Source organism: Paracoccus nototheniae (assembly GCF_004335005.1).
Lineage (GTDB): Bacteria > Pseudomonadota > Alphaproteobacteria > Rhodobacterales > Rhodobacteraceae > Paracoccus > Paracoccus nototheniae.
Map to the genome: position 1 here is coordinate 25129 of NZ_RQRT01000027.1, position 24088 is coordinate 49216.

Here is a 24088-nt window from a genome sequence, read left to right on the forward strand (position 1 = left end):
ATGCTGGATGCCGCCGAACTGACCGCCCGCCTGATCCAATGCCCTTCGGTCACCCCGGAAGAGGGCGGCGCGCTGGTCCTGCTGGCCGATGAGCTGTCTGCGGCGGGCTTTGACTGCCACCGCATCGACCGCAACGGCACGTCGAACCTGTTTGCAAGATGGGGGGCCAAGGGCGCCCGGACCATCGGGTTCAACGGCCATACCGATGTGGTGCCGCCCGGCGATCTGGGGTCGTGGACGCATCCGCCCTTTTCGGGCCACTGGGACGCCGATGACGTGATCTGGGGGCGCGGCGCCACCGACATGAAATCGGGCGTCGCGGCCTTTGTCACGGCCGCCATCGACTTCGTCCGCGACACACCGCCCGATGGCGCCGTGATCCTGACCATCACCGGGGATGAGGAAGGACCGTCCCGCGACGGCACCATCGCCATCCTCGACTGGATGGCGGCCAACGGCGAACGCATGGATGCCTGCATCGTCGGAGAGCCCTCGAACCCCGAGATCATGGGCGAGATGATGAAGATCGGCCGGCGCGGCGCGGTCACCTTCCGCATCGACGCCAAAGGGGTGCAGGGTCATGCCGCCTATCCCCATCGCGCGAAAAACCCGCTGCATGCGCTGACGCGGATGCTGGCCGAACTGACCGCCGACCCTCTGGATCAGGGGACCGACCATTTCGACCCCACGGGTCTGCAGATCACCTCGATCGATTGCGGAAATCCGGCGTCCAACGTGATCCCCGAAACCGCGCGCGCCATCGTCAATATCCGCTTCAACGACCTGCATACCGGCGCCTCGCTGACCGATCTGTTGCGCGACCATGCCGGGCGCATCACCGCCGAGACCGGCGTCACCGTGAGCGTCAGCGCCGACATCTCGGGCGAGGCGTTTCTGACCGAACCGGGCGCCTTCGTCGATCTGGTGCGCGGCGTGGTCACGCAGGAAACCAACCGCCAGCCGGTCCTGTCCACCTCGGGCGGCACCTCGGATGCGCGTTTCGTCAAGGATCACTGCCCGGTGGTGGAATTCGGGCTGGTCGGTGCCCACATGCATCAGGTGAACGAACGCGTGCCCGCCCAGCAGGTCCGCCAGTTGAAGACCATTTACCAGCGTATTCTGGAAAGATATTTCGAATGATCATCCAAGAGACACGCGACCTGGCCGCCTGCCACGCCCTGCGCCGCACCGTCTTCATTGACGAACAGGGCGTCCCCGAGGCCGACGAGATGGACGATCAGGACGCCGCCGCGATCCATCTGCTGGCACGCGACGGCGGCCGGCCCGTGGGTTCCGCCCGGCTGCTGATCAAGGGCGATCTGGGCAAGATCGGTCGCGTCTGTGTCCTGGCCGATCAGCGCGGCACCGGCCTTGGCGCGGCACTGATCCGCGCCGCGCTGGACGTGTTGCGCGCGCGCGGCGTGGCGCAGGCGCGGCTTGGATCCCAGACCCATGCCATCGGATTTTATGAAAAACTGGGCTTTGTCGCGGAAGGCCCGGTCTATCACGATGCGGGCATTCCGCATCGTGATATGGCCCTGAACCTGCAAGTGACCTCATGACCCTGCCTCCCAGCCAGATCCCCAGCAAGGCCCAGATCCTTGAATGGGTGGCCGAACATCCCGACGCCAATTCCAAGCGCGACATCGCCAAGGCCTTTGGCATCAAGGGTGCCGAGCGGATCGAGCTGAAACGCCTGCTGAAAGAACTGGAGGCCGAGGGCCTGCTGGAACGCCGCCGCCGCCATTATCTGGATGCGGAAAAGCTGCCCCCGGTGACTGTGCTGGAACTGCTGGCCCCCGACGGGTCGGGCGATCTGTTCGCGCGACCGCTGGAATATCAGGGCGACGGGCCGATGCCGCGCATCCTGTTCAGCCCGCGCAAGGCCGACCCCGCCTTGGGGCGCGGTGACCGCTTTCTGGCCAACCTGATCCCGGTCATGGGCGAGGATTACCAGTACCAGGCCCGCCTGATCCGCCGCATCGCCGCCAATCCGAACCGCATCACCGGCATCTTCCGCGCCGACAGCGAGGGCGGGCGCATCCTGCCCATCGACAAGGGGCAGGACAAGGAATGGCGCATCCGCGCCGATGCCACCCTTGGGGCCGAAAACGGCGAACTGGTACAGGCCGAACAGGTCGGTCCCCGCGCCCGCATGGGCCTGCCGATGGCGCGCATCATCGAACGCCTGGGCGATCCGTCCGCACCCCGCGCGGTCAGCCTGATCGCCATCCATCAGCACGGCATCCCCGACCGCTTCCCCGACAAGGCCATCTCCGAGGCCGAGGCCGCCCAGCCCGCGCCCAGCAAGGGCCGCGACGACCTGCGCGCCCTGCCGCTGGTCACCATCGACCCCTCGGATGCGCGCGATCATGATGACGCGGTGGCGGCCTTCGTCGAGGATGACGGCGGCGCGACCATCTGGGTGGCCATCGCCGATGTCGCCCATTACGTCCGCACCGGGTCGGCGCTGGACCGCGAGGCCTGGACGCGCGGCAATTCGACCTATTTCCCCGATCGCGTGGTCCCGATGCTGCCCGAGGCTTTGTCGGCCGATCTCTGCTCGCTGCACGAGGGTGTGGACCGCCCCGTCATCGCGGTCGAGATGCGGCTGGACGCGCAGGGCAACAAGACCGGCCATAAATTCCACCGCGCCATGATGAACAGCCGCGCCAGCTTGGCTTATGAACAGGCGCAGGCCGGGGCGGATGGCACGCCCGACGCCCAGACCGAACCGCTGATGGATGATGTGATCCGCCCCCTCTGGCATGCCTATGGGTTGCTGAAAGGCGCGCGCGAACGCCGCCAGCCGCTGGATCTGGACCTGCCCGAACGCCGGATCGAGCTGACCCCCGAAGGCCGGGTCAAGGCCGTGGCCTTTCGCGACCGCCTGGACGCGCATCGCCTGATCGAGGAATTCATGGTGCTGGCCAATGTCGCCGCCGCCGAGGAACTGGCCCGCCGCCAGCGCCCCCTGCTGTTCCGCGTCCACGAGGAACCCAGTCTGGACAAGATGGATGCCCTGCGCGAGGTGGCCCAGGCCTCGGGCTTTACGCTGGCCAGGGGGCAGGTCTTGCATACCAGCCAGCTGAACCGCCTTCTGGCGCAGGCCCAGGGCACCGATTTCGACGAGCTGATCAACATCTCGACCCTGCGATCCATGACGCAGGCCTATTACCATCCGGAAAACTTCGGTCATTTCGGGTTGTCGCTGAAAAGCTATGCACATTTCACATCACCCATCCGCCGCTATGCCGACCTGATCGTGCACCGGGCGCTGATCAGTGCGCATGGCTGGGGCAAGGACGGGCTCGGCCATGACGAGACCGACCGCCTGCCCGAAACCGCGATCCACATCAGCGAGACCGAACGCCGATCCATGGCCGCCGAACGCGACACCACCGACCGCTATCTGGCGGCCTTCCTGTCCGAACGGGTCGGCACCGAAATGACCGGGCGCATCAGCGGCATCCAGAAATTCGGCGCCTTCATCAAGTTGGACGAGACTGGCGCAGACGGCCTGCTGCCCATCCGCGCCATCGGCAACGAATATTTCCACTTCGACCCCGATGCCCGCACCCTGATCGGCAGCGAGACCGGGCTGGAGCTGGGCATCGGCCAACGCGTCACCGTGCGACTGGCCGAGGCGATCCCGATGACCGGCGGCCTGACTCTCGATCTGCTGGAACTGGAAGGCCGCACCCTGCCGCGCGGCCCTACCAAGGGAAAACGCGTCCGCAGCCCCGGCCAGACCGCCGTCAAGGCCCGCTTGGCCAAGGTCAAACGCGCCACCAAACGCCGCCGCAAGCGCTGAACCTCTTCTTCTTCAGAGAAATATCCCGGGGGGTCTGGGGGGCTGGCCCCCCAGCCTCTCTCATGCGTAATACAACACCCCGCCGATCACTGCGCCCACCACGACCAGGTGAATCACGCAGAACCCCATGATATCGCGCGCCTTCAGCCCGGCGATTCCCAGCATCGGCAGCGCCCAGAAGGGCTGCAGAAGGTTGGTCCAGGCATCCCCCCAGGCCACGGCCATTGCCACGCGCGGCAGATCCGCCCCAAGCGCCGCCGCAGCCGGCAGCATGACCGGCGCCTGCACCGCCCATTGCCCGCCGCCCGAGGGGACGAAGACATTGACGATCCCGGCGGCGATAAAGCTCCAGAACGGCAGGGTCTGGGCGGTCGAGATCGACACGAACCATTCCGACAGGCTGGCCGCCAGCCCGCTTTCGACCATGATCGCCATGATCCCGGCATAAAAGGGGAACTGGATCACGATGCCTGCGCCACCGCGCACCGCATCGTCCAGCGCGGCCAGCAGGCTGCGGGGCGTGCCGTGGCACAGAATGCCCAGAAACAGGAACATGAAATTCACCACGTTCAGGTTCAGCGCACCGCCGCCCAGAAAATGCAGCAGCAGCCAAGCCAGACCGGGCACCCCGATCAAAATCATCAGCAGCGGGCTGGTCTCCAGCCACTCGGCCGGGGTGGGGGTGGCGGCGCGGGGCGCAGGCGGGGCATCGCGCAGCCGGTCCGGGTCGATCAGCACCTGTTCATGTTCCAGCGGCAGCATCAGCCGGTTGACCAGCGGCACCACGATGAACAGCGCCGCGACGATCAGCAGGTTCCAGCCCGCAAAGATCGTCTCTGACGTGGGGATGACGCCGATCTGGGCTTCGGTGAAATGGCCCGGCGTGGCGATGGTCAGCGGGATCGAACCCGACAGCCCGCCATGCCAGATGACAAAGCCGGAATAGGCGGCGGCGACCAGCAGGCGGTAATCGACCTGCACCTGCCGGGCGATCTCTCGCGCAAAGATCGCGCCCACGACCAACCCGAATCCCCAGTTGATCCAGCTGGCGGCCAGCGACACGACGCTGACAAGAATGATCGCCCCGCCCCGGCTGCGCGCCAGGCCCGCCAGCCGCGCCAGCACCCGCCGCACCGGCGGCGACGAGGCCAGAATATAGCCCGTCACCAGCACCAGCAGCATCTGCATGGCGAATGACAACAGTTCCCAGAACCCGTTGCCCCACATCTGCACCAGATCGACGGGGTTGGTGCCCTCGCTCAGCATGGCGGCGGCGGCGGCCAGCAGGGTCAGCACGATGACAAAGATGAAGGCGTCGGGCAGCCAACGCTCCATCAGTCTTGTGGCCGGTCGGGCCAGAAATCTCAGCATGGGATCCTCCTCCTCTTGGCCCGACAGGCTGCGACAAGAGAAGGGGAATGGCAACGCGGGATGACGGTGCGGCGACCCTGCGTCACCGATACGGTGACCGGCGCGCCCCGCGAAAACCGGTCAGCTTTCGCGGAAGGCGCGGTTGAAGTAATCGGCCAGTGGTTTCACCAGATAGCCCATCGGGCTGCGGTCGCCGGTCTGGATATAGACCTCGACCGGCATGCCCGGAACCAGCGCCAGACTGCCCAGCTTTTCCAGTTCTTCGGGCGGGATCGACACTTCGGCGCGGTAATAAGGGGTCCGAGTCGCCTCGTCCATCATCGCATCCGCCGAGATGCGGTCCAGCCGGCCATCGATTTCGGGCGTGGTGCGCGACGAAAAGGCCGAAAAGCGCAGCACGACCGGCTGGCCCAGCAGAACCTCGTCGATATTGATGGTGGCGATCCGCGCGCCGATGACCAGAGGCCGGTCCTGCGGGATCAGATACAGCAGCGGATCGGCGGGCCGGATCACCGAACGCGGCGTGGTCACCTGCATGTTGTAGACCAGCCCCGATACCGGCGCCCGGATTTCCAGCCGGTCCAGCTGTTCGAACAGGCTGCGGCGGCGTTCGGCCAGCTCCAGCTCGCGATATCCCAGATCGCGCAGCTCTGTCTCGGCCTGTTCGCGGCGTTCGGCGGCCAGACGCAGGCGCTGGATTTCCAGCTCGGTCTGGCGGATCGCGGCCGAGGCGCGCCCGGCCTGCAACGACCCCATCTCTCCGTCGATGCGCGCGGCCTCTCTCTCCAGCGCCGAGACGCGGCTGGCCTGGGCCAGACCCCGGTCCAGCAGGCTTTGCTGGTCGGTCAGCTCTCGTCCGATCAGTCCGCGTTGGGTGCCAAGCGCGGCAATCTGGGCGTCGATGCCGTCCACCTCGGAATCGATCTGGTCGGATTGCTTGGCCAATTGGTCCAGCGACTGGCGCAGCGTGTCCAGCCGCGTCAGGAACAGGCTGGTCTGCCCTTCGACCAGATCGGCCAAAGCGGGCTTGGCCTCGGCCGCCATCAGCAGTTCGGCGGGGAAGGTGATGTCGGTGGCCGCGGCACGTTCGGCCTCCAACCGCCCGCGGCGGGCCAGAATTTCGAAATACTGCCCCTCGACGATGGTGTGCTCGGTGCGCAGCAGGGTGCCGTCCAGCGACAGCAGCAGGTCGCCCGCCGCGACCAGCGTGCCTTCGGACACGGCGATGCTTTGGACGACGCCGCCATCGGGATGCTGGACGACCTGACGCTGCTGTTCGACCTCGACCTGCCCGGTGGCGACCACGGCGCCGGAAATCCGGGTCATCGTCGCCCAAACGGCAAAGCCCCCCAACAGCACCAGAACGGCGATCACCCCGGCCAGAATCGGCCCGCGCACGGGCCAGCGCTGATCGCCCGAGGCAGGTTTCTTGGGTTTGTCCCGAGTGCTCATGCGACGCCCCCGCCTTGTCCCGCGGCTTGGGCCTGACGGATCTGGGCCGAGTTCTGAACCATCTGTTCCAGCACCTTGTCGCGCGGGCCGAAGGCGCGGCGGATCCCGGCCTCCAGCACCAGCAGGTTTTCGCATTCATGGATCGCGGCGGGGCGGTGGGCCATGATGATGACCGTGCCGCCCTGCGCCTTCAGCCGCCGGATCGCGGCGTTCAGCGCGTCCGATCCCAGATTGTCCAGATTCGAGTTCGGCTCGTCCAGCACCAGCAGCACCGGGTCTGGATAGAGCGCGCGGGCCAGTCCGATGCGCTGGATCTGCCCGCCCGACAGACGGCCCGCCGTCTGGCTGATGCGGGTGTCATAGCCCTGCGGCAGGTCCAGAATCATCTGATGCGCCGCTGCCGCCTGCGCGGCGCGCACCACACGGTCTGGATCGGGGCTGTCGGAAAGACGGGCAATGTTTTCGGCGATCGTTCCGTCGAACAGGGTCACCTGTTGCGGCAGATAGCCGATCAGGCTGCCCAGAACATCGGGGTGATACTGATCCAGCGTCGCGCCGCCAAGGCGGATGCTGCCCCCGCCGACGCCCCAAGCGCCGATCAGGGCGCGGGCCAGCGTCGATTTCCCGGCACCCGAGGGCCCGATCACCCCAAGGGCGGTGCCCGGCACCACGCCGAAGCTGACGCCGCGCAGGGTGGCCTGCCCCTCGCCCGGGGGGGCGACGGACAGGTTGCGCACCTCCAGCCGGGCCTCGGGGCGGGGCAGGGGGGTGCGGTCGGTATCGGCGGGCTGTCGCGACAACAGCCCCGCCAGACGTGCCCAGCCATCTTGCGCCGCCTGCACTGTGGGCCAGCCGCCGACCAGCTGATCGACCGGCGCCAGCGCCCGGCCCATGACGATGGAACTGGCGATCATCGCGCCCGGCGTCAGTTCCTGACGCAGCACCAGCAGGGCGCCGGCGGCCAGCATCGCGCTTTGCAGAAACAGCCGGAAGGTGCGGGAAAACACGCTGAACCCTGCCGACAGATCGCCCGCCCGAACGGTATTGTCCTGAGCGACGGATCGCGCGATCCGCCAGCGCGCAAAGGTCGCGCCGCGCATGCCGAGGGCGCCGATCACCTCGCCCTCGTCCCGATAGAGATCGGCCATCCGCTGCGCCTGCGCGCCCGCCTGAACAGAGCCTTGCAACGGCGCTTTGGTCAGCACCCGGTTCAGGATCGTCGTGACGACCAGAATGATGCCGCCGACCGTGGCCACGATCCCCAGCAGCGGGTGAAACACAAAGATCGCCGCCAGAAACAGCGGCGCCCAGGGCAGATCGAAAAAGGCCAGCATCACCGGGGATCCCAGCAGCCGCTGCACCGCATCCAGATCACGCATGCCGCTGGCCGTGGCGCCTGATTCGTCGCCATGCCGCGCCCCTTCGCGCAGGGCGGCGTTGAAGACCCGCCCCTCCATCCGGTCCTGAAAGCGGGCGGCGATCCGGCCCATCACGCGATTGCGAATCAGGTCGATGACACCCATCAGCGCGAACAGGAACACAACCAGCACGAACAAGGCCGCCAAAGTCTCGACGCTGCGCGAGGCCAGAACCCGGTCATAGACCTGCAGCATGAACAGCGGTCCGGTCAGCATCAGCAGGTTCACCACCGCCGAAAAGACGCCCACGGCCAGAAACAGCCGCCAGCCGGTGGCCCGGGCGGCGCGCAACTCGCGGTTGCCGTCGGGGGAAATCACGCCTTTGACCATACATCACGCCTTCAGATGCCCCCTGCGCCGGGGCTTGCCTCGTTACCGCCGCGACCATATCACCGCGCAGGGCATATGCCAGCCTGCCCCCGACCGTTGCACAGAAAGGTTAGGAAACCCTTGCGCCCGTTCCGCCGCCCTTATCCGCCCGTTCTGGCTTTGGTTCTGACGGCGCTGGTCGTTGCGGGCTGCGCCGCGCGCCCGGTCCAGCCGGAGGGTGCCGGACAGGACGGCATTGTCATCAACGACCCTCATGAGGCGCAGAACCGCCGCATCCATGCCTTCAACAAGGGGCTGGATGCGCGGATCATCGGCCCCGTCGCCAATCTGGTGAAGGGCGACGGTGATGCGGCCGCCGCGCCCCGCGATCCCGACGCGCCGATCGGACCGTTGCAGATGGTCATCAATGCCGGGCGCAACCTGTCCCTGCCGGTCAAATCGGTCAACGGGCTGCTGCAGGGCAAGCCGCGCGATGCGGGGGCGAACCTGACGCGCTTCGCGGTCAATTCGACCCTCGGGCTGGGCGGGCTGTTCGATCCCGCCGCCGACAGCTTTGGCGTGACTGAGCGTGATACCGATTTCGGACAGACGCTGGCGGTCTGGGGCGTCCCCGAGGGCGCTTATGTGGAACTGCCGGTGCTGGGACCGTCCACGCAGCGCGATGCGGTGGGGCAGGTCGTCGATCTGCTGATCGATCCGCTGTACCATCTGCTGGACGGGCGGCAGGCGGGGGCGGTCTTTGGTCTGCGCGTCGCGTCAAAAGCCGGTGATCGGGCGCGGTTCGGGGATACGGTGGATGGCATCCTGCAAGGAAGTGCGGATAGCTATGCCCAGACACGGCTGATCTGGCTGATGAACCGCCGCCACGATTTGGGAGAGACCAGTGACGATTATGACCCCTATGACGATGCCCAGGTCATGGACCCCTATGCGGACTGACCGGCGCGGCTTTCTGGGCCTGCTGGCCTGTGCGGGGGTGGCTGCGGTCCTGCCATGGCGTCCGGCCTTTGCGCTGGACGCGGGCGGCGCGCGGGCGCTGATCGACCGGTCTTTGGGCGAGGTCTATCAGGTCATCAATTCAGGCCAGCCCGCCCCTCAGATGTATCAGAACTTCGAGGCGATCTTTGCCCGTTATGCCGATGTGGACGTGATCGCGCGTTCCGCCCTCGGGCCTGCGGCGCGGCAGACCGACGCCGCCGTCTTTGCCGATTACAAGCAGGCGTTTCAGGGTTATGTCGGCCGCAAATACGGTGCCCGGTTCCGCGAATTCATCGGATCGCGGATCGAGGTGACCGATGCGCGGCCCCTGAAAAGTTTTTTCGCCGTCACCTCGGTCGCCTATCTGAACGGGCGCGCGCCGATGGAGGTGGAATGGCATGTCTCGGACCGCTCGGGGCAGGATCTGTATTTCAACATCATCATCGAGGGCGTGAACATGCTGGCCAGCGAGCGGGCCGAGATCGGCGCGATGCTGGCCCGGCGGCAGGGCGATGTGACCGCGCTGGCCGCCGACCTGCGGCAGGCGGGCTGACACCCGCCACCCTCAGCCACGAAAAAGGCCGCCCGGCGCGAACCGGGCGGCCTTTTCAATGGCGCGGTGGTGGGTCAGTTCCCGCCCAAAATCCCGTTCAGGGCCCGGCTGAGCGCATCGTCGGATGATGCGCCGACGCTGTCGCCCGATGTCTGCGGCGCGCCGCCCGTCACCTCGGTCGAGGGTGCGCCGATCATCCGTCCGCCGCCGCTGTTCTGCTGTTCGACCGAATTCATCACCCCGGCCAGGGCTGCCGCCAGCGGATCGTCGGCCGAGCCGCTGGTCACGACCTGCGGGGTCGATCCGCCCGATGACATGATGATCCCGCTGCCATCCGGCGACACGGTGGACAGCGCCAGTTCCGGCAGCCCCTCGTGGATCTCGGACATGACGGCCTGCCAGATCTCGGCGGGCAGGCCGCCGCCGGTCACGCCGGTCAGCGGCGTGTTGTCGTCATGGCCCATCCAGACGCCGGTAACATATTGTTCGGTAAAGCCCACGAACCACGCATCGCGATAGCTGCTGGTGGTCCCGGTCTTGCCCGCCACCGGACGGTCGCCCAGTTTCGCCCGCGAACCCGTCCCCGAGGAAATCACCTGCTGCATCATATAGATCAGCTGGCCTGCCGCGCGCTGACTGATGACGCGTTCGCCGAAACCGCCGGTCTGGCCCATCAGCGGGCGGTCGTCGCCCTGCACGGTCAGCTCGACCAGACCATAGGGCGCAACCGAGGTGCCGCCGTTGCGGATGCCCGCATAGGCGCCGGTCAGCTCCAGCAGCGTCGCCTCGGACGCACCCAGACCAAGCGAGGGGCTGGTGGTCAGATTGCTGACGATGCCGAACCCTTGCGCGACCCGGATCACCTGATCGCGGCCCACGGCCTCTTGCAGACGGATGGTCGAGGTGTTCAGCGACTGCGCCAGAGATGTCGTCAGCGTCACCGCCCCGCGATAGTTGCGGGTATAGTTCTGCGGCGACCAGTTGCGCCCGCCCGGAATGCGGATCGTCAGCGGTCCGTCCTCGATCCGGTCGGATGGCGAATAGCCCGCCTCCAGCGCTGCCGCATAGACGAAGGGCTTGAAGGACGACCCCGTCTGCCGCTTGGCCTGCGTCGCGCGGTTGAAGACGCCGTTCACCCGCGTGTTGCGCCCACCGATGACGGCGCGCACCGCACCGTCAGCCGACATGACCACGACGGCGGCCTCGGCGGTCGAGCCGTCCTTGACCTTTTCGTCGAAGACCCGTTGCAGGGCCCGTTCGGCGGCGCGCTGGATGCGCTGGTCAAAGGTGGTGGTGATGGTGACGTCTTCGGTCGTCTCGCTGGTCAGGAAACCCGGACCCGATTCCATCAGCCAATCGGCGAAATAGCCGCCCGCGCGCGCGGTTGCCGCCTGCGACAGGGTGGCGGGGTTGGCGCGGGCCGCGGCCAGTTGCTGATCGTCCAGATAGCCCTCTTCGTGCATCAGGCCCATGACCACGCTGGCGCGATTCTGGGCGCGTTCCAGATTGGCGGTGGGGGCATAGCGGCTTGGTGCAGGCAAAAGACCGGCCAGCATCGCGGCCTCGGAGGTGTTCACCTGGCTGGCGGGCTTGTTGAAATAGACCTGGCTTGCAGCTTCGAAGCCCCGCGCACCGCCGCCCAGATAGGACCGGTTCATATAGATGCTGAGGATATCGTCCTTGCTGTACTTCGCCTCCATCGCAAAGGCGAAGGGGATTTCCTTGATCTTGCGCCAGATGCCGCCGCCCCGGCAATCGGCCTCGAACTCGGCTTCGTTGGCGAAACGGGTGGGATCGAAGGTGTCGCCCAGACACAGCAGCTTGGCGACCTGCTGGGTGATGGTCGAACCGCCATTGCCCTCCAGCGGGCCCCGGCCCTCGGCCAGGTTGATGCGGATGGCGCTGGCGATGCCGCGCGGGCTGACGCCGACATGGCGGAAAAAGCGCCGGTCCTCGGCCGAGATCACCGCCTGTCGCAGGACCGGGGCGATCTGGTCGCTGTCCACCGCGCCGAAGGTTTCCCCGCGCCAGGCAAAGACCCGCCCGTCGCGGTCCAGCATGGTGACGCTGCCGCGCGCGCGACCGTCGAACAAATCGGACGCCTCGGGCAGGCTGACATAGAAATAGGCGCTGGCCGCGCCAAGGATCAGTGCGACCACCATGCCAAGCCGCCAGACCGAGCCCCACACGATCCGCCACATCAGGCTGACCAGACCCGCGATCCAGCCCAGAATGCCGCCGCGCCGGGGTTTCTTGTGCCGCCTGACCTTGCGCGGCGTTGCCGCCGCCGGGGCGGGCTGGCTGCGCTTGTCAGCAACAGGACTTTTGCCCGTGCGGGTCGGGGTGCCGGTGGGTCTTTTCATACGTCGGGTGCCTGCGTGACTGCGATGCCGGTTGATCCGGCCAAGGGATTGCCGCCAGACTACAGCAAGATGCGCGCCGAGGGAATTGGGGTGACCAATCCGTGATGCCTGGCCCCGTCCGGTGGGCGGGCGGGCGCCGGGCCGCCGAACTGGCGCGGGCAAGGGCATCCTGCACAGGCGGCGGGCACACGCGGCGGTTCGCCAGACGAAAACTGCGCAATCAACAGGCTCAACGCCCCAATTTAGCCCTCATTTTAATCATATCAGGATTCTGTGAGGCACAGAACCCGGCGCATCTTTGCCCAAGGGACCAAATTGCAGATGAAAGGGGCGATAGCAGCCGGACCGGCGGCTGCGGCACGAAGCGAGGTTACATCACATGAACAAGACCCTCCCGCTCATCGCGATACTTGCGACGCTGGCAGCGTTTCCTGCCGCGGCGCAGGACGCCGCGGCGCCCGTGGAGGCGGCTGCCGCAGTCAGCGCGGATGTCGCTTATATCTTCAACACGTTGCTGTTCCTGATGGGCGGCTTTCTGGTCATGTGGATGGCCGCAGGCTTTGCCATGCTGGAAGCCGGTCTGGTGCGGTCCAAGAACGTCACCACCCAGCTTTTCAAGAACATCTCGCTGTTCGCCATCGCGGGCATCATGTACTGGCTGATCGGCTATAACCTGATGTATCCGGGCGACGGCTGGACCGTTCCGGGCGTCATCGGACAGCTGTTCAGCCCCAAGGCCATCGATGCCGTCGGTACCGGCGACGCGTCGGCGGGCTATTCCGCAGGCTCGGATTTCTTCTTTCAGCTGATGTTCTGCGCCACCACGGCCTCGATCGTCTCGGGCACGCTGGCCGAGCGCGTCAAGCTGTGGCCCTTTCTGATCTTCACCGTCGTGCTGACAGCCCTGATCTACCCGATCGAGGCCAGCTGGCAGTGGGGCGGCGGGTTCCTGTCGGAGATGGGCTTCTCGGACTTCGCAGGCTCGACGCTGGTTCACGCGGCAGGCGGTTTCGCGGCACTGGCCGGTGCGATCGTGCTGGGTGCGCGGACGGGCAAGTATCGCCCCGACGGACGCCAGCAGCCGATGCCGGGTTCGAACCTGGCGCTGGCCACGCTTGGCACGTTCATCCTGTGGCTGGGCTGGTTCGGGTTCAACGGCGCATCGCAGCTGGCCATCGGGTCGGTCAATGATGCCGCCGATGTCAGCCGGATTTTTGTGAACACCAACATGGCGGCCTCGGGTGGTGCGGTCGCGGCGATCATCGTGACGCAGCTGCTGTACGGCAAGATCGACCTGACGATGGTGCTGAACGGTGCGCTGGCGGGTCTGGTGTCTATCACCGCAGAACCGCTGATGCCGTCCGTCTTCGCAGCCATCCTGATCGGTGGCGTCGGTGGGGCGATCGCGGTCTTCGTGGTGCCGCTGCTGGACAAGTTCAAGATCGACGATGTGGTCGGTGCGATCCCGGTCCACCTTGTGGCCGGCATCTGGGGCACGATGGTGGTGCCGCTGACCAATGATGGCACCAACTTTGTCACGCAGGCCATCGGAGTGCTGTGCGTGGGTGGCTTTACCTTCGGTGTCAGCCTGGTCGTCTGGCTGATCCTCAAGGCGACGATGGGCATCCGCGTCAGCAAGGAAGCCGAGATCAGCGGTCTCGACATCTCGGAAATGGGGATGGAAGCCTATCCCGACTTCGTGCAGGCCAAGTAAACACCAGGTCTCTTCCCGGAGAGGGGGCGGGTCGCGCAAGCGGCCCGCCCTTTTTCATGTCCGCCCCTTCCGTGCTGGTCGCAAGGCAAACGAAAAAGCCCGCCCCCGCCTGTTGGCGGGGACGGGCCATCGATCAGGGCAAGGGATCAGGCGACGCGGCTGACGACGAAATCGGCCAGATCGGACAGCATGTCGCGGATCGGATGGGCGGGCAGGATGTCAAGCGCCGCCTTGGCGCGCGCGGCATGGTCCAGCGCATCGCGCCGGGCTGCAGCCATGGCTCCATGTCGTGCCAGCAAGGCCAGCGCCTGTTCCAGATCGCCGTCGCGTTGGTCGCCAACCTCGATGGTGCGGGTCCAGAAGGCGCGTTCCTCCGGGTTGGCCTTGGCGATCGCCTTGATCACCGGCAAGGTCAGCTTGCGTTCGCGGAAATCGTCGCCGACATTCTTGCCGATCGTCTCGGTCGAGCCGCCGTAATCCAGCAGGTCGTCGACGATCTGAAAGCTGATGCCAAGGGCATCGCCATAATCGAACAGCGCCTGTACCTGGTCGTCGGGCGCGCCTGCGATGACGCCACCCACCTCGGTCGCGGCGGAAAACAGCGCCGCCGTCTTGCCGCGGACAACCTGCAGATAGACGGCCTCGTCGGTGCCCAGATCCTGAGCGGCGGTCAGCTGCAGCACCTCGCCCTCGGCGATGGTGGCGCTGGCATTGGCCAGAATTTCCAGCGTGCGCAGATTGCCGGGTTCGACCATCAGTTGAAAGCTGCGGGCGAACAGATAATCGCCGACCAGCACACTGGACTTGTTGTCCCACAAAAGATTGGCCGTCGGACGCCCGCGCCGCTGGCGGCTTTCGTCCACGACATCATCATGCAGCAGGGTCGCGGTGTGGATGAATTCAACGGTCGCGGCCAGGTGGATATGCCACGGTCCTGGATAGCCCAGCAGCTTGGCCGCGGCCAGCGTCAGCATCGGGCGCAGGCGTTTGCCGCCCGCCTCGATCAGATGGGCGGTCACTTCGGGGATGCGCGGCGCGTGTTTGCTGGCCATACGGGTGCGGATCAGGGCGTTGACCGCCTCCATCTCGGCGGTCAGGGCCTCGGTCAGCCGGTCCAGCGGTTTGCGGACATTGTCCTGCACAGTCATAGCGTACCCCGTGTCTGCGCCAACCCATTGCCACGGCATCGACAAATGCGCAACCGCCGCTTAACGTCGCATGGATGAAAGAGCTTTTCCGCAGCAACGATCCCGTCCGCATGTCCGCCGCCACCAGCCTGCTGGAGGCCGAGGGGATCATGACCTTTCCCATGGACCAGCACATGAGCGTGCTGGAAGGCTCGATCGGGATTCTGCCTGCGCGGCTGATGGTCGCGGATCGCGACGAATTCATGGCCCGGGCCATCCTGCGCGACAACGGGCTGGATGAGTGACATCCGCATCGATGGATTTCTGGACGGGCGGCTGCGCATCGCGCAACCCGCCCATGGGTATCGTGCGGGCGCCGATGCGGTGATGCTGGCGGCGGCCTGCCCGGCGATCGCGGGGCAGGCGGTGCTGGAACTGGGCTGCGGGGCCGGGACGGCCAGCTTGTGTCTGGGCCTGCGCGTGCCGGGGCTGGACCTGACGGGGCTGGAACGCCAGCTTCTCTATGCCGATCTGGCCCGCCAGAATGCGACGGTCAATCGCATTGCGCTGACCGTTCTGACCGGCGATCTGGCCCGGCCCCCGGCCGATCTGCGCGCGCGGGTATTTGACCATGTGATCATGAACCCACCCTATTTCCTGGGCGGCACGCCCGCCCCCGATCCGGGCCGGGCCGGGGCGCGGCGCGAGGAGACGCCCCTGTCCCTGTGGATCGATGCGGGCCTGCGCAGGCTGCGGCAGGGCGGCTGGCTGGTGGTCATCCAGCGCGCCGACCGGCTGGAGGGGGTGATGGCCGGGCTGTCGGGCCGCGCGGGCGGCATCACCATCCTGCCGGTGGCCGGGCGGGCGGGGCATCCGGCGGGCCGCGTGCTGGTCGCCGCGCGCAAGGGTGCGCGCAGCCCGCTGCGGCTGCTGGCGCCGCTGATCACCCATGCCGCCGCCAGCCATGCCCGCGATGCCGAGGATCTGACTGCCCTTGCACGGGCGGTTCTGCGCAATGGCGCGCCGATCGACATGGGAATTGCGAAAGTCCCGTGACAGAATCAAAAACCTGTGGTGGACTGAACATGTTCGACACAACCATACAGGAGGATGCGATGACTGTTGCTTCCCACGTCGAGGAGCTTCGCAAGAAACACCAGAACCTGTCTGCTGCCGTGGAAAGGGCCCAGAGAAGTCCGGGTACCAGCGATCACGAGATCGCCGCGATGAAGCGCGAAAAGCTTCGGTTGAAGGAACAGATCACCAGATATGCCCACTGATACCCGTTGAACATGAAGATCATATGAAAAAAGGCCCGCGCAAATCGCGCGGGCCTTGCCGGTTGCCGGGGCGCTGTGGTCAGGCGAAGAACTGACCGCCATTCGCGCTGAGCGTCGATCCGGTAATGAAGCCCGCATCGTCGGCCGCCAGAAAGACCACCGCGCGGGCGATTTCCTCGGGTTCGCCAAGGCGTCCGACAGGGATCTGGCCGATGATCGCCTCGCGCACCTTTTCGGGGACGGCCATGACCATCTCGGTGGCGATATAGCCGGGGCAGATGGCGTTCACGGTGATATTGGCCCGCGCGCCCTCTTGCGCCAAAGCCTTGGTAAAGCCCAGATCGCCCGCCTTGGCCGCCGAATAATTGGCCTGACCGAACTGACCCTTTTGCCCGTTGATCGAGCTGATGTTGATCACCCGTCCGAATTTGCGCTCTCTCATGCCGGGCCAGATCGGGTGGGTCATGTTGAAGACGCCGCTGAGGTTGGTGTCGATCACCTCTTTCCACTGCTGCGGGGTCATCTTGTGAAACGGCGCGTCGCGGGTGATGCCGGCATTGTTGACCAGCACCGCAATGGGGCCCAACTCGGCCTCGACCCGGGCCGCGCCTTCGACGCAGGCATCGTAATCGGCGACCGACCATTTGAAGGTCTTGATGCCGGTTTCCGCGCTGAACGCGCGCGCCGCCTCGTCATTTCCGGCGTAATTGGCCGCGACCGTGTAACCTGCAGCCTGCAGCGCCTTTGAAATGGCGGCGCCGATCCCCCTCGACCCTCCGGTGACCAGAGCAACTTTGGACATGTTTCCCTCCCAGGAATTTATGAAATCTTGTTAACTAAAATAGGTCCGGCGCGCAATATCGTTGCGCGCCGAAATCAGATCTTACCGCTCCAGGCACATGGCGACGCCCATGCCGCCGCCGATGCACAGGGTCACCAGACCCTTTTTCGCGTCTCGGCGCTGCATCTCGAACAGCAGCGTGTTCAGCACCCGGCAGCCCGAGGCGCCGATCGGATGGCCAATGGCGATCGCGCCGCCGTTCACATTGACCAGCGCCGGATCCCAGCCCATGTCCTTGTTCACGGCGCAGGCCTGCGCGGCAAAAGCCTCGTTCGCCTCGACCAGATCCAGATCGCCGACCGACCATCCGGCCTTTTCCAGCGCCTTGCGGCTGGAAGGGATCGGCCCCGTGCCCATGATCGCCGGGTCCAGACCCGCCGTCGCATAGGACGCGATGCGCGCCAGCGGCGTCAGCCCGCGCCGCGCGGCCTCATCCTCGGTCATGACCATCACCGCCGCCGCGCCGTCATTCAGCCCCGAGGCATTCGCCGCCGTGACCGATCCGTCCTTGGCAAAGGCCGGGCGCAGTTTCTGCATCGCCTCGATCGTGGCGCCGTGGCGGATATATTCGTCCTTGTCGACGATCGTGTCGCCTTTGCGCGACTTGACGGTATAGCCGATGATCTCATCGTCGAACCGGCCCGCCTTCTGCGCGGCCTCGGCCTTGTTTTGCGAGGCGAGGGCGAATTCGTCCTGCTGATCGCGGCTGATCTGCCACTGATTGGCGACGTTTTCCGCCGTCTGGCCCATGTGGTAGTCGTTGAATGCATCCCACAGGCCGTCGCGGATCATCGTGTCGATGAACTGCAGATCGCCCATCTTCTGACCGGCGCGCAGATAGGCCGCATGGGCCGACAGCGACATGCTTTCCTGCCCGCCCGCCAGCACCACGCGCGCATCGCCCAGAATGACCTGTTGCGCAGCCAGCGCCACGGCCCGCAGGCCCGAACCGCAGACCTGATTGATGCCCCATGCAGCGGATTCCTGCGGCAGGCCCGCCTTGATATGCGCCTGACGGGCCGGGTTCTGCCCTTGGGCGGCGGTCAGAACCTGACCCAGAATGGTTTCATCGACCTCGACCGGATCGATGCCAGAGCGCCGGACGACCTCGGCCAGAACCGCCGCGCCCAGATCATGCGCGGGCACATTGGCAAACGACCCCATAAAACTTCCGACCGGGGTCCGGGCGGCGGAAACGATAACAGCTTTGGTCATGGCGGGCTCCTTCCCTACTCTGCCGGACAAGCCGGCATCTCGAAGGTCAGGATGCTGTTTCACGACGCAAGGTTCAAGCGAAAGACCGTGACTTTCGTCGCAGGCCTGCGGATCGCGCCATAGGCCCGCCCCCTAGCGGCTGGCCAGCGAGGGCGGCTTTTTCCACGGGGGAGAGATGGTCGGCGCCCCGAAGTAATAGCCCTGCAGGCAATCGATTCCGATATCGATCAGAAAGGCCGCCTCATCCGCGGTTTCGACGGATTCGGCGACGGTGAACATGTCGAAATGGTGGGCGATGGATTGCAACGCCCGGGTCAGCACCTGATTGTCGGGCTTGGCGGCGATTTCGCGGATGAACTGACCGTCGATCTTGATCATGTCGAAGCAGAAATCGCGCAGATAGCGGAACGAGGTATAGCCCGCCCCGAAATCGTCCAGCGCCAGACTGATGCCATGGCCCTGCACCTCGGCCATGAAGCCTTTGACCTCGTCCGGCATGCCCATGGCCGAGCTTTCGGTGATTTCCAGAATTAGCCGTTCGCCCACCGTCGGGTCGTCCGAAATGCCCCGGCGCAGGCAGTTCATCCATTCGGGATACAGGATCGAGCGGGCGGACATGTTGATCGACAGGCGCAGGCCCGGATCCTCGATCAGGGTCTGCAGGCCCAGAGTCAGCGACAGGCAGTCGATCTTGCGGCCCAGTTCGGTGTTTTCGGCCTGAGGCATGAAATCGCGCAGCGGGACCAGACGGCCGGTGTCGTCGATGATGCGGATCAGACCTTCGTAAAAGGCGGCGTTGCGGGGGCGACTGGCCTGCACGATGGGCTGATAAGCCAGCGTCGCGCTGCGTCGTTCCACGGCTGCCGTGACCGCCGACATCGTCAGACGGCTTTGCCGCTGCATCGCCTGATCAAGCGGCGAGCTGTTATCCAACGTCATGTCGTTCACGGGGGGCATCCTCCACGTCGGTGTGCTTTCAACTGTGGACATAATGTCCTAATATCGTGTGAACGATGATCGCTTTCTCAGTTCAGGGTTAACGGATGGCCGACCGATGCACATGGTGCGGGACCGATCCGCTTTATGTCGAATATCACGACAGCGAATGGGGCATGCCCGAATATGACCCGCGCGCACTGTGGGAAAAGCTGGTGCTGGACGGGTTTCAGGCGGGCCTCAGCTGGATCACCATCCTGCGCAAGCGTGATGCCTTTCGCACCGAATTCGACGATTTCGATCCCGCCCGCGTGGCCCTGTGGGACGATGACCGCGTCGCCCGCGCGCTGGAAAACCCCGGCATCATCCGCCATCGCGGCAAGATCGAGGCGACCGTGCAGGGCGCGCGCCACTATCTGCGGATCGAGGCAGATCGGGGATTCGCGCCGTGGCTGTGGTCCTTTGTGGGCGGCCAGCCGGTCCAGACCGACCGGCCCGACATGGCCTCGGTCCCGACCGAGACGGACGCCTCGCGCGCGATGGCCAAGGCGCTGAAGGCCGAGGGGTTCACGTTCTGCGGGCCGGTGATCGTCTATGCCTTCATGCAGGCCACGGGGATGGTCAACGACCATATCGTGACCTGCCACCGGCACGGGCCGGTCAGGGCGCTGTCAGCTGGGTGATCAGCGCCTTTGCGGCATCCGAATCCCATTCCGCATCGCCAAGATAGCGCGCGACCTCGCGCCCCTCGCGGTCGATCAGGACGGTGACGGGCAGACCGACCACGCCCATGCTGCGGGCCAGCTGCTGGCGGGGGTCCAGAAGGACGGGCAGGTTTTCCACCCCCACCTCGGCAAAGAAATCGTCGATGCGGTCGGGCGCATTGCGGCCCGTGGCCACCGTCACGACCTCAAAGTCATCGCCGCCCATCTCGGCCTGCAGGCGGTCCAGCGCGGGCATCTCTTCGCGGCAGGGCGCACACCATGTCGCCCAGAAGTTTAGCAGGACGACCTTGCCCTGCCAGTCGGCAAGGCTGTGGGTGCCGCCATCGGGGTCGGTGAACTCGGTCTGGGCGACCGGGGCGGGCTGTTCAGCGACGACCAGCTTGTCCAGGCCCCCGTCGCGGGCGGCCTGCCAGTCGGGGTCCGCGGCGAAGGCGGTGTTTGCACCGAAAACAAGGGCCGTATAAAGCAGGGCGGAACGCAGCATGAGACCTCCGAAGGACTGACATATGACCGACCGGCCCCAGACCTCCGCCAACAGCATGTGGGGCGGGCGCTTTGCCGCCGGGCCAGATGCGATCATGGAGGCGATCAACGCCTCGATCGGGTTCGACCAGCGGCTCTACGCGCAGGATATCCGGGGCAGCCGGGCCCATGCGGCGATGCTGGCCGCGACAGGCATCATCAGCGATAACGATGCGAAGGCCATCGGGGAAGGGCTGCTCACCGTCTTGTCAGAAATCGAGGCCGGGCAGTTCGTGTTCCGTAAGGATCTGGAAGACATCCACATGAACGTGGAGGCCCGCCTGAAAGAGATCATCGGCGAGCCCGCAGGCCGCCTGCACACGGGCCGGTCGAGAAACGATCAGGTCGCGACCGATTTCCGGCTGTGGGTGCGCGATCAATGCGACGCCGCCATCGAGGGCCTGCGCGCCCTGATCCGCGCGGCTTTGTCGCAGGCCGAGGCCGGGGCCGGTTGGGTCATGCCCGGCTTTACCCATCTGCAGACCGCGCAGCCGGTGACATGGGGCCATCACATGATGGCCTATGTCGAGATGTTCGGGCGCGATCTGTCGCGGTTCCATGACGCACGCGCGCGGATGAACGAATCGCCCCTGGGGGCGGCGGCGCTGGCGGGGACGGGCTATCCCATCGACCGGGACATGACCGCGCAGGTGCTTGGGTTCGACCGGCCCATGGCCAATTCTCTGGACGCTGTCAGCGACCGCGATTTTGCGCTGGAATTCCTGTCGGCCTCGGCCATCTGTGCGGTGCATCTGTCGCGGCTGGCCGAAGAGCTGGTGATCTGGTCCTCGGCCCAGTTCCGGTTCGTGTCGATGTCGGACAAATGGTCCACCGGCTCGTCGATCATGCCGCAAAAGCGCAACCCCGATGCGGCAGAGCTGATCCGCGCCAAGATCGGGCGCATTCTGGGCGCGACGGTGGCGCTGTTCACGGTGATGAAGGGCCTGCCGCTGGCCTATTCCAAGGACATGCAGGAAGACAAGGAACAGGTTTTCGATGCTGCCGACACGCTGATGCTGGCGCTGGCGGCGATGGCCGGGATGCTGTCGGACCTGACCGCCAACCGTGACCGGCTGGAGGATGCGGCGGGGACCGGGTTTTCCACCGCGACCGATCTGGCCGACTGGCTGGTGCGCGAACTGGGCCTGCCGTTCCGCGACGCCCATCACGTCACCGGATCGCTGGTCGCCATGGCCGAGGCGCGGGGCGTCGATCTGCCCGATCTGTCGCTGGAGGACATGCAATCGGTGCATGGTCAGATCCGCCCGGATGTGTTCAACGTGTTGGGCGTGCACAATTCGGTCGCCTCGCGCCAAAGCTATGGCGGCACGGCGCCGGATCAGGTGCGCGCGCAGATCGCCCGCTGGAAGGAGAAACTGGCATGATCCGTCTGTCCCTGTTGGCCATGCTGGCCCCTGTGGTGATGCTGTCGGCCTGTGGTGTCGATGGCGCGCCGACGCGGCCCGTGGAAAAGCCCCTGCAGCAGCAGATGGGCGTCACGTTCAGCGGCGACGCACGGATCGGCGTCTCGGCAGAGCTGTAGGATGGATCATTTCCTGTACCGGGACGGCGAATTGCATGCCGAGGGCGTGTCCTTGTCCTGCATCGCCCAGCAGGTCGGCACCCCCGTCTATGTCTATTCTGCGGCGACCCTGACGCGGCATTTCGGGCTGTTCCGTCAGGCGCTGGACTGGACCGATCATCTGGTCTGCTTTGCGGTCAAGTCGAACAGCAATCTGGCCGTGCTGAAGCTGCTGGGCGATCTGGGCGCCGGGATGGATGTCGTCTCGGGCGGGGAATATCTGCGCGCCAAGGCGGCGGGTGTTCCGGGCAACCGGATCGTCTTTTCCGGCGTCGGCAAGACCGTCCCCGAGATGCGTCTGGCCATCGAAGGCGGCATCCGCCAGTTCAACATCGAAAGCGAGCCCGAGATGCGCGCCCTGTCGGCGCTGTGCGTCAGCATGGGCGTGACGGTGCCCGTCGCGATCCGCGTGAACCCCGATGTCGATGCGAAGACGCATGAAAAAATCGCCACCGGCAAATCCGAGAACAAGTTCGGCATCCCGATCTCTCGTGCGATCGCGGTCTATGCCGAGGCCGCCCGCCTGCCGGGGCTGCAGGTGGTGGGGATCGATGTGCATATCGGCAGCCAGCTGACCGATCTGGAACCGTTCCGCGCTGCCTATGCCAAGGTCGCCCAGCTGACCCGCGCCTTGCGCGCCGAGGGTCATGCGATCACCCGGCTGGATCTGGGCGGGGGCCTGGGCATTCCCTATCAGCGCGACAATTCCGCCCCGCCTCTGCCGCTGGATTACGGGCAGGTCATCCGCGAGACCGTCGGCGATCTGGGCTGCGAGATCGAGATCGAGCCGGGCCGCAACATCGTCGGCAATGCGGGCGTGCTGCTGACCGAGGTGATTTATGTCAAGGCGGGCGAGGACCGCGATTTCCTGATCGTCGATGCGGCAATGAACGACCTGCTGCGCCCGGCGATGTATGGCGCGCATCATGACATCGTCCCGGTGATCCAGCCCGCCGTCGGCGCGGCGGTCCGCCCCTATGATGTGGTCGGTCCGGTCTGCGAATCGGGCGACACCTTCCGCAAGGGGGCCGAGCTGCCCGAAATGGCGGCAGGCGGGCTGGTGGCCTTTCGCTCCGCCGGCGCCTATGGGGCGGTGATGGCGTCGGAATACAACTCGCGGCCCCTGGTGCCCGAGGTTCTGGTGCAGGGCGATCACTTCGCCGTCATCAGGGCTCGCCCGACATATGAGGATATGCTGGGGCGCGATAGCATCCCCGCATGGCTTTGAACCGGCGTCAGCTTGAGGATCAAAAGCCGGGGGCTGCCCGCCCCCGGACCCCCGGGGATATTTTCATGAAGAAGAAAGGCCCGGTGGGCCGCGCTTTGCGCCTGACCCTGTGGGGTATGGCGTGGGAGCGTGGTGCGCGGGCTTTCTGGCCGTTGGTCACCTTGCTGGCGGTGGGGTTTGCGGCGCTGGCGCTGGGCGTGGTGGCCGGGTTGCCCGATGCGGTGCTGCCCTGGATGGCGGGGGCATGGTTGCTGGCGGTGGTTGTTGCCGCGGGTGTGGGCGGCTGGCGCTTTCGCCGGGTCCGGCGGGCCGAGGCGCTGGCGCGGCTGGACCGGACCTTGCCGGGGAGGCCGCTGAGCGCGCTGTCCGACCGCGCGGCGATCGGCGGCGAGGGTGCCCTGTGGCAGGCGCATCTGGCGCAGATGGAGGCGGCGGCGGCGGCGGCCCGGGCGGTGCGGCCCGATGCCGATCTGGCGCGGCGCGACCCTTATGCGCTGCGGCTGGCCGGGCTGGTCGCGCTGGTTATGGCACTGGTCTTTGGCGGCGCCGGGCAGACGGGGCAGGGACTGCGCGCCATTGCCGCGACCATGTCCACGCCTGAGGGGGGCGGGATCGTGCCCTCGGGGCCTGTGTGGGAGG

Annotated in this window: 23 protein-coding genes; 14 read left to right on the forward strand and 9 right to left on the reverse strand. The window is 66.2% G+C overall.

Going from position 1 to position 24088, the window contains the following annotated elements; all coding sequences use genetic code 11:
• Genes dapE through rnr form a run of 3 tightly spaced genes read left to right on the forward strand, consistent with a single transcriptional unit; the run spans position 1 to position 3814 of the window.
• Positions 1-1140: a succinyl-diaminopimelate desuccinylase gene (gene dapE / locus EG885_RS11480; protein ID WP_131574616.1), complete on the forward strand. Its 1140-nt coding sequence runs from the start codon at positions 1-3 to the stop codon at positions 1138-1140.
• Positions 1137-1562: a GNAT family N-acetyltransferase gene (locus EG885_RS11485; RefSeq protein WP_131574617.1), complete on the forward strand. Its 426-nt coding sequence runs from the start codon at positions 1137-1139 to the stop codon at positions 1560-1562. The genes dapE and EG885_RS11485 overlap by 4 nt, the downstream gene beginning before the upstream one ends.
• Complete coding sequence (rnr, locus tag EG885_RS11490; RefSeq protein WP_131574618.1) at positions 1559-3814, forward strand: ribonuclease R; 2256 nt, start codon at positions 1559-1561, stop codon at positions 3812-3814. The genes EG885_RS11485 and rnr overlap by 4 nt, the downstream gene beginning before the upstream one ends.
• Before the next feature lie 60 nt (positions 3815-3874).
• Here rnr and EG885_RS11495 read toward each other — a convergent pair whose 3' ends face one another.
• From EG885_RS11495 to EG885_RS11505, 3 genes are all read right to left on the reverse strand, one after another.
• Positions 3875-5185, reverse strand: coding sequence for a short-chain fatty acid transporter (locus tag EG885_RS11495; protein ID WP_131574619.1), 1311 nt, complete (start codon positions 5183-5185; stop codon positions 3875-3877).
• Positions 5186-5305: 120 nt separating this feature from the next.
• Positions 5306-6637 carry an HlyD family type I secretion periplasmic adaptor subunit gene (locus tag EG885_RS11500; RefSeq protein ID WP_131574621.1) on the reverse strand — a complete coding sequence of 444 codons (1332 nt, stop codon included), beginning with the start codon at positions 6635-6637 and terminating at the stop codon, positions 5306-5308.
• On the reverse strand, positions 6634-8385 hold the full coding sequence (locus EG885_RS11505) for a type I secretion system permease/ATPase (RefSeq protein WP_131574622.1): 1752 nt from the start codon (positions 8383-8385) through the stop codon (positions 6634-6636). The genes EG885_RS11500 and EG885_RS11505 overlap by 4 nt, the downstream gene beginning before the upstream one ends.
• A 120-nt stretch (positions 8386-8505) precedes the next feature.
• Between EG885_RS11505 and EG885_RS11510 the strand changes: the two genes are divergently transcribed.
• Both EG885_RS11510 and EG885_RS11515 read left to right on the forward strand, forming a co-directional pair.
• Entirely contained in the window at positions 8506-9324 is an 819-nt protein-coding gene (locus tag EG885_RS11510) for an MlaA family lipoprotein (RefSeq protein WP_242679620.1), read from the forward strand.
• A complete protein-coding gene (locus EG885_RS11515) occupies positions 9293-9916 on the forward strand; it encodes an MlaC/ttg2D family ABC transporter substrate-binding protein (RefSeq protein ID WP_131574640.1) in 624 nt (207 codons plus the stop codon). The genes EG885_RS11510 and EG885_RS11515 overlap by 32 nt, the downstream gene beginning before the upstream one ends.
• Before the next feature lie 74 nt (positions 9917-9990).
• On the opposite strand, the gene EG885_RS11520 is transcribed toward EG885_RS11515, so the two are convergent.
• Positions 9991-12279 (reverse strand): transglycosylase domain-containing protein, encoded by a 2289-nt coding sequence (locus tag EG885_RS11520; RefSeq protein ID WP_131574624.1) that lies wholly within the window; start codon positions 12277-12279, stop codon positions 9991-9993.
• Positions 12280-12658: 379 nt separating this feature from the next.
• On the opposite strand from EG885_RS11520, the gene EG885_RS11525 reads away from it, so the two are divergent.
• Positions 12659-13993, forward strand: coding sequence for an ammonium transporter (locus EG885_RS11525; RefSeq protein WP_131574625.1), 1335 nt, complete (start codon positions 12659-12661; stop codon positions 13991-13993).
• Between the two features lie 146 nt (positions 13994-14139).
• On the opposite strand, the gene EG885_RS11530 is transcribed toward EG885_RS11525, so the two are convergent.
• Positions 14140-15141 (reverse strand): polyprenyl synthetase family protein, encoded by a 1002-nt coding sequence (locus EG885_RS11530; protein ID WP_131574626.1) that lies wholly within the window; start codon positions 15139-15141, stop codon positions 14140-14142.
• A 74-nt stretch (positions 15142-15215) separates the two neighbouring features.
• Here EG885_RS11530 and EG885_RS11535 point away from each other — a divergent pair, with 74 nt between their 5' ends.
• From EG885_RS11535 to EG885_RS11545, 3 genes are read left to right on the forward strand one after another with little or no spacing between them, the layout of a single operon-like run.
• On the forward strand, positions 15216-15425 hold the full coding sequence (locus EG885_RS11535) for a putative signal transducing protein (RefSeq protein WP_131574627.1): 210 nt from the start codon (positions 15216-15218) through the stop codon (positions 15423-15425).
• The gene (locus EG885_RS11540; protein WP_131574629.1) at positions 15418-16176 is read left to right on the forward strand and encodes a tRNA1(Val) (adenine(37)-N6)-methyltransferase; all 759 of its coding nucleotides are present in this window, start codon (positions 15418-15420) and stop codon (positions 16174-16176) included. The genes EG885_RS11535 and EG885_RS11540 overlap by 8 nt, the downstream gene beginning before the upstream one ends.
• Positions 16177-16235: 59 nt before the next feature.
• The gene (locus EG885_RS11545; protein ID WP_131574641.1) at positions 16236-16400 is read left to right on the forward strand and encodes a YdcH family protein; all 165 of its coding nucleotides are present in this window, start codon (positions 16236-16238) and stop codon (positions 16398-16400) included.
• A gap of 79 nt (positions 16401-16479) precedes the next feature.
• Here the strand turns inward: EG885_RS11545 and phbB are convergent, their stop codons facing one another.
• The 3 genes from phbB to EG885_RS11560 form a co-directional block, all read right to left on the reverse strand.
• Positions 16480-17202, reverse strand: a complete 723-nt coding sequence (phbB, locus tag EG885_RS11550) for an acetoacetyl-CoA reductase (RefSeq protein WP_131574630.1) — start codon at positions 17200-17202, stop codon at positions 16480-16482.
• An 81-nt stretch (positions 17203-17283) separates the two neighbouring features.
• Positions 17284-18456: an acetyl-CoA C-acetyltransferase gene (locus tag EG885_RS11555; RefSeq protein ID WP_131574631.1), complete on the reverse strand. Its 1173-nt coding sequence runs from the start codon at positions 18454-18456 to the stop codon at positions 17284-17286.
• 132 nt (positions 18457-18588) lie between these two features.
• A complete protein-coding gene (locus tag EG885_RS11560; protein ID WP_242679623.1) occupies positions 18589-19395 on the reverse strand; it encodes an EAL domain-containing protein in 807 nt (268 codons plus the stop codon).
• Positions 19396-19499: 104 nt separating this feature from the next.
• Between EG885_RS11560 and EG885_RS11565 the strand changes: the two genes are divergently transcribed.
• The gene (locus EG885_RS11565; protein ID WP_131574633.1) at positions 19500-20075 is read left to right on the forward strand and encodes a DNA-3-methyladenine glycosylase I; all 576 of its coding nucleotides are present in this window, start codon (positions 19500-19502) and stop codon (positions 20073-20075) included.
• On the opposite strand, the gene EG885_RS11570 is transcribed toward EG885_RS11565, so the two are convergent.
• On the reverse strand, positions 20053-20601 hold the full coding sequence (locus EG885_RS11570; RefSeq protein ID WP_242679622.1) for a TlpA disulfide reductase family protein: 549 nt from the start codon (positions 20599-20601) through the stop codon (positions 20053-20055). The genes EG885_RS11565 and EG885_RS11570 overlap by 23 nt on opposite strands.
• Before the next feature lie 22 nt (positions 20602-20623).
• Here EG885_RS11570 and argH point away from each other — a divergent pair, with 22 nt between their 5' ends.
• From argH to EG885_RS11585, 4 genes are all read left to right on the forward strand, one after another.
• Positions 20624-22024 (forward strand): argininosuccinate lyase, encoded by a 1401-nt coding sequence (gene argH, locus EG885_RS11575; protein ID WP_131574635.1) that lies wholly within the window; start codon positions 20624-20626, stop codon positions 22022-22024.
• Positions 22021-22182, forward strand: coding sequence for a hypothetical protein (locus EG885_RS22715; RefSeq protein WP_165571115.1), 162 nt, complete (start codon positions 22021-22023; stop codon positions 22180-22182). Before argH ends, EG885_RS22715 begins: the two co-directional genes overlap by 4 nt.
• A 1-nt stretch (position 22183) precedes the next feature.
• Positions 22184-23449, forward strand: a complete 1266-nt coding sequence (lysA, locus tag EG885_RS11580; RefSeq protein WP_131574636.1) for a diaminopimelate decarboxylase — start codon at positions 22184-22186, stop codon at positions 23447-23449.
• A gap of 65 nt (positions 23450-23514) precedes the next feature.
• A partial coding sequence (locus tag EG885_RS11585; protein WP_165571116.1) for a DUF4175 family protein occupies positions 23515-24088 on the forward strand: 574 nt, incomplete at its 3' end.